Genomic DNA, 6,366 nt, shown 5'->3' with positions numbered 1-6,366 from the left:
TCTCTTCTCATAAAAAGACCACCTACTTTCTTAATTTTAACAATACTTCTCTTTAAAGAAGTTGTCCAATTAAGTGTAGACGGTCCACTTTCAACTTGTGTGAATATAGGTGCCCTTGCTTACACTTCTCTCGACTTCTGTGAATATGGGTGCCCTTAGTTACACTTCTTTCAACTTGTGTGAATATAGGTGCCCTATATTTATTCCTTATAGATTATAAATCATTGTCATTAAAATATAAAAACCGCCTAATTCAAGAACTTAGTTCCCGAATTAGGCGGTTTACTTTGTAGCGCAATTTATCTAATAGCTTCTCTTACTATAAAATAAGATTTTCAAATTTATGGCTAATTTCTTCTACTTTATCTTTATTCCCTACTTCTCTAAAGTAAAGTATTGCTTTTTGATACATTTCTATTGCTTTCTTTCTATTTTTTAGTGAAACGTATATATCTGCAAACTGATTAAATCCTTCTCCCATAATTTCAAAGTCATATTTCATTACGTTAGCTTCTAAGTCTCTTAATAACATCATAGCTTCATGATCATTACCTTCTTTTATAAAATCACTAACGTTCTTAATTCCCTTTTTAATATACATCTTAAATAAACTCCTTTTATCCATATCTATATTAGCTATATCATTGTAATACCTAAGTTGGCTAAATACAAGTTAACTAAAATGTATTTAGTATTAAATCAATAATTATTTTATAACACTTTTGTTTTACAAATAGCAGTGTTAAGGACATTATTCCGAGTAATGTCCGTAAGGGGTCTTATCGTTAAGGAGCATAATCTAGAATTCTGCCAGTTGTCCCGAACCCAAGTCCCAACCATCCTCACTTCTCCACACGAAAAAGCTGAGACAATTGATTTGTCTCAGCTTTTCCTTTACTTAAAGTTCAATTGTATTTCTTTATTTGTTAATGGTGCGAATTGATTGTAAATTTCAAGTAGTTTTACTTTTTCGTTATTCCAATTATAAATTTCTTTAGCTTGTTTAGTATTCTCACTAAGTTTATTTCTAAGTGCCTCATCGCTCACTAATTTATTAACCGCTTCAGCTATTTCATTTGCATTATGAGGGTCGACTACTATACCTGTATTAGTTTCGTCTACTACTTTTTTGATTTCTGGAAAATCACAACTTATAACTGGTACATGTGCCATCATATACTCGAACAATTTGTTTGAACTTGCTGAGTAATGATTGAAACATATGTTTTGTAACACTTGAAATCCTAAGTAAGCTTCTCTAGTATAAGATGGTAATTCTTGAAAAGGCACTTTATCTAAAAAGTGTATTTTATGTGCTTTGGCAGAACTTTTACTCATATCTTTTAATTGTTGTGTTAATTTTCCTCCGCCAATAAATAATAAATGTCCTTCTTCAATTTCATCCATTGCTTTAATCAATAATTCTAGTCCTCTACCTTGTTGTAGTCCACCTTGATATAACAATATTTTTTCATCTTCATTTATACCTATTATTTGATGTAAGTTGATTTTATGTTTATCTTGTATATCATATTTTTCAGAGTAATTGTATAGCGTTTTTGGATAAAATCCATAAATTTTTTCGTTATACTTTGCTCTTGTATGGTTTTCTACAATCATTTGATCAACAAATTTTAGCATAAATGATTCAATTTTTTTAATTTTTTCTTTATTATAACCTGTTCTATCTGATTGAACTTCATGACTATCATAAATAAGTGGTCTTGGTTTTAATCTTAATTTCGAGCAAACGATTGCTTGAGGTAATGTATTTAAATCATTTGCATGATATATATCTGCATTCTGGAAATAACCTTTAACAATCATTCTCGTTATAATGGCACCGTTTATGAACCATTTTCTTAGTTTTTTAATTTTAATCATACCTGCAGCAATGACTAGTGACATTAAATAGGCAGCCATTATAGTAAAGCTAATGTAAAAAAGCGCTGGTATAATCGCAACTTGAACACCAGCAACTACTAGTAAAAATTTTTTTCCATAATCTTGATATGCTTGTAACATCCAAGGATAACGTTTTACTCTATGGACTCTAAATGAATTAGAAATTTCTTCATAGGCTGTGATGACAGGATTTTTAGGATCATTGATTGCAATTAAGTCTACTTCATAGCCTTGTTCTGCTAATGTTGTACATTCTCTATTTACTCTCGCATCATTTGTAAAATGATTCCAAACAAACATTGTGACTTTTTTCATTTTCTAACCTCATTCTTTATGATTTATAGTATACCTACTTGGAACAACAGTATATACAACCATGCTACACTCACTAGCCCAATCATTGCTAATATGCTTGTTGGTCTTTTTTCTTTATGAATTACAGATTCATCAACTTCTTTATCACGTTGTTGTTGAATTTTAATACGTTTATAATCTAACTGTTCTTCTTTAGTTTTCTTTTTTACTTTTTGAATGAGATGAACATATCTCGCAACTACATCATTAACTTCACCATACGCAACCATTTCTCCATAATGTATCCAGATTGCTTTCTTACACATTTTTTTAATTTGTCCTGCTGAGTGTGATACAAAAAATATTGTCTTACCCTGCTCTTGTAATTCATGCATTTTATCTATACATTTATTTGAAAAAGTTTCATCTCCTACAGATAACGCTTCATCAACAATTAATATATCTGGGTCTGTATGGATAGCTATAGCAAATCCTAATCTAGATTTCATACCGCTAGAATACGATTTTAAAGGTTGATATATAAATTCATCTAATTCACTAAATTGTACAATATCATCAAATTTTTCATTGATTTCTTTTTGTGTCATGCCATGCATCAAGCATTTATATTGAATATTTTCTGCACCAGTAAAATCTCGGTTCAAACCTGCACCAATAGCAATTAAGGAAGGTTTACCATTTGTATGTACTGTACCAGACGACGGTTCGACTACCCCACCTAAAATATTTGATAGAGTTGACTTTCCGGAACCATTCAATCCAATAATGCCTACAGATGTCCCCTCTTCAACTTCAAATGTTATATCGTGCAAAGCATAGTAAGGTTTTGATTTATAACTTAAGCCAAAAGTAAATAAAGATAATAATTTTTCTTTTCTATTTACATTCAAGTCATAAACCTTTGAGACATTTTCACATTTAATTTTATATGTTTTTGTCATCTTCATCACCTTTTCTTAAAAACGTAATTAGCTTTTCAATATTATCTTCCCAAATTAAATGTTCATCTCGGTATTTTTTTGCGTTGTTTTCTTTTATCAACAACTTATTTTTGTCATTTTTTAAAGATTCTATCTCATTAACTATTGTTTCATTTGAAGCTTGTTTCCGAGCAAATCCTAAATCATATTTTTGTATAATCGCTTCAGTAGGACCACTTATATTGGAAACGGGCGGAGTACCTACTCCAATTGAATCAACAATTTTACCTGGCATAACATTCATAAAAACATCTGACGATTCTAATATTGAAAGTGATACATGATGTTTAGAAATTTCTGATAGACAAGCTACACGATCAACTGGCTTTTTCACTTGGATATACGCACATTCTTTGACAGCTTTTCTAAATTTATCAGCTTGTACACCGTACACAATAGCAGTTACGTATATTTTTTTATTATTTAATGCTTTACATATTGAGATTAACTTATCGACATCTTGAGCATACCCTATATTTCCAGTATATATTACACTGAAATCTTGATACTTTTCTTCTGTTATTAGCTCACTCTTTGAAATTCCATTAGGTAAGTAAAAAATTGGTGTTTTATTTTCTAATTTATTTTGTATGTGTGCTCTAAATGCTTCATTGTTTATAACAATTTTATCTGTAGAATTGTACATCTTCTTCTCTAAATATTTTAAAAGTGGCATAAATAAACTGATGTTTATATGTTTTAAACCGTTTACACTATCTGGCCATAAATCTCTAATTTCTAAAACATATGTCGGTTTTTTTGCTTTTTTGAAAAAAAGCGTCGCCCAAGCAAGAAATATATTTGGACTAGAAACGTATATAATATCATAATCTTCTTTATGCATATTCAGAAATACTTTTAATCTAACGTACTGTTCTATATAGTATACTAACCTCATAATAAAATTACTATTTTGTTTATTACCATGCATTTTCATACGTATAATTTTACTTTTTTCTAATTTATTTAAAGATTGATCAGTAAAGTATGCATCATCATCAAATAAGCTTTGATTTGGATATGTTGGTTCAGTTGTTAACATAGTCGGATCTGCGCCTTTGACTTTAAATACTTTAAACATCATTTTCATTCTGTTTGCTGCAGATCCGAGTTCTGGGTAAAAGTTTTGGGAAATCATTAATAATTTCTTTGTCATATTATAAACACCCTATAAGTAGTCTAGTAACTTCCTTTTAAATCTTGAATGAATTAATGAACCAATTAACAATAATAATATTGTTATTAACCAAAAATATAAATGATCATGCCATTCTCCGTATACTGATACATTTCTATGAACAAATGCCGTTCTGTATACACCTACTAAGTAGGCAAATGGATTTAAGCTCGCTAATCTTTGTAGAATACCATGTGCCTCTTCCATCGCCCAAAATATTGGTGTCATAAAGAATAACATTCTAATGATATTTTGAAGTAAATTTTTAGTATCTCTAATGATAATTATTAAAGTACTCATAATTAGTGAAATACCAAAAATAATTGCATACGATGCTACTAAGAAATAAATAAACCAGAAATAGTGCCACCATGGTACATAACCATTAACAAGTGAAATTACAAATAATATTGATGATGTAATCATTAAATTAATCATATTGTTAGTTAATGCGATTGAAATAAATATTGATGAAGGGAATCTCATCTTTGATAATAGTCCTACATTACCTTGTATTGAAGTTGCACCAGTATTGATACCTTGTGATATAAATAACCATGGAAAGAGACCTGAAATTAAATGTACTAAAAATGGTACACCAACTACTTGTGCATTAGCATCTCCTCTTAAACCTAAACCAAATACGAGATAATAAACTGCTACTTGTAGTATTGGCTGTAATATATTCCAAAACACACCAAGATAGTGATTGGCGTATTGACTTTTCATATTATAAATTGCAAGTTTTAAAATTTTAGGTAAATTATTAAGTTGTTCTTTAAAGATTTCAGTAACTATCTTCATATTATAACGACCTACTTGATTTTTTATTTTTCAATAAGTTCAAATTCTGAAGCATTTATCCACGATGACTTTTCAAAATTTTTACTTGCATATACTGAAATTATTTTTGACTCATGAGGATTAAAATTCAAATCATATCCATTTATACTTAAATCGACTAAATCGATTTGATGATCCTCAATATCAAAGTATATTATCTCTCTGCCATTAGTGTTGTTATAAAATGTTTTTATTTCAATTTTTTGAACGTTATTAGTTTTGTTAGTTAAAGTAATTATCTTTTTATTTACATTGCTAAACTTATTTGAAAGTGCTCTAAACCGTGTGCTATTTAAATTATTACGTTGATAAAAATCATCTGTTTCAATTATGATGTTTTCTAAGTTACTATTGCGTTCATTTATTTGCTGTTCTAATTGATCCACTTTATTTTCTAAAGTTTGGCTATTGTTTACTTGAAAATAATTTAAAATTGGCCAATTATTTTTTACAATCAATTGATGAAGCTTGTTTTCTTTTTTATCTGAATCATTTATTTTAAGTAATTCAAATAGTATATGCCTTGTATTAATTAAACTAAAGACATCTAAAAAGTCATCACTTTCTTGAATAATACAACTATGCCATCCGTTCATTCTAGATTCATAGTATAAAATTTCATATGGATGATAACCCATTTCTATCGTCTTATTCAATTCATTTCTTTCAATAAAATTAGATAAATATTCTATTTGATGCTCATCATCAAACGGAAAGTCTTTAGCCCATTTTTTAATAGCATTCGTATAAGGAATAAAAGAATCTTTTGTTTGAATACTTTTTGGGACAATATCTTTTGCTAATTCAAAAATTGTCGATTTTAAATGTAATGCATTTTGAAAATCATAATTTTCGTTATAATAATTGATTAAATTAATGCTATGACTTGTTTCATATTGTTCATATTTAACTTTCATTTCAGGCTTTATAGACGAATTATCCATATTAAATAATTTATAGTTTAAATTAAGATTATAAGCAATTTTACGTGCGATTGATTCATCTAATTTATATATCTTCGAAACTTGTTTGTTTTCCAATTCATCTATGTTTCTCGTATAAGTGAAGAATTTAACACTATCCACAAAATCTTTTATATATGATAATGATACTTTTGAATCATGTCCTGCTGTAATAGAGCATAAT

Annotated in this window: 5 protein-coding genes and 1 pseudogene; all 6 read right to left on the bottom strand. The window is 28.6% G+C overall.

Annotated elements, in window-relative coordinates:
- Positions 1-319 precede the first annotated feature (319 nt).
- On the bottom strand, positions 320-601 hold the full coding sequence (locus CD129_RS09870; RefSeq protein WP_115337612.1) for a hypothetical protein: 282 nt from the start codon (positions 599-601) through the stop codon (positions 320-322).
- Between the two features lie 293 nt (positions 602-894).
- Positions 895-2,220 carry a glycosyltransferase gene (locus CD129_RS09865; RefSeq protein WP_115337613.1) on the bottom strand — a complete coding sequence of 442 codons (1,326 nt, stop codon included), beginning with the start codon at positions 2,218-2,220 and terminating at the stop codon, positions 895-897.
- A 23-nt stretch (positions 2,221-2,243) separates the two neighbouring features.
- Complete coding sequence (locus CD129_RS09860) at positions 2,244-3,032, bottom strand: ABC transporter ATP-binding protein (RefSeq protein ID WP_420897006.1); 789 nt, start codon at positions 3,030-3,032, stop codon at positions 2,244-2,246.
- A gap of 112 nt (positions 3,033-3,144) precedes the next feature.
- Complete coding sequence (locus CD129_RS09855) at positions 3,145-4,356, bottom strand: glycosyltransferase family 4 protein (RefSeq protein WP_115337615.1); 1,212 nt, start codon at positions 4,354-4,356, stop codon at positions 3,145-3,147.
- A gap of 12 nt (positions 4,357-4,368) precedes the next feature.
- A complete protein-coding gene (locus tag CD129_RS09850; RefSeq protein WP_115337616.1) occupies positions 4,369-5,181 on the bottom strand; it encodes an ABC transporter permease in 813 nt (270 codons plus the stop codon).
- A gap of 23 nt (positions 5,182-5,204) precedes the next feature.
- Positions 5,205-6,366 (bottom strand): annotated as a pseudogene (locus tag CD129_RS13230) (hypothetical protein); the annotation flags it as partial.

It is taken from the genome of Mammaliicoccus fleurettii, assembly GCF_003970575.1.
GTDB classification, from domain to species: domain Bacteria; phylum Bacillota; class Bacilli; order Staphylococcales; family Staphylococcaceae; genus Mammaliicoccus; species Mammaliicoccus fleurettii.
Note: the sequence above shows the minus strand (reverse complement) of the source record. Positions and strands in the feature narration are given on the sequence as shown.

Coding starts and splice junctions, on each gene's coding strand:
- CD129_RS09855 (WP_115337615.1), bottom strand. CDS start 4,356: ATGACAAAGAAATTATTAATGATTTCCCAAAACTTTTACCCAGAACTC.
- CD129_RS09850 (WP_115337616.1), bottom strand. CDS start 5,181: ATGAAGATAGTTACTGAAATCTTTAAAGAACAACTTAATAATTTACCT.
- CD129_RS09870 (WP_115337612.1), bottom strand. CDS start 601: ATGTATATTAAAAAGGGAATTAAGAACGTTAGTGATTTTATAAAAGAA.
- CD129_RS09865 (WP_115337613.1), bottom strand. CDS start 2,220: ATGAAAAAAGTCACAATGTTTGTTTGGAATCATTTTACAAATGATGCG.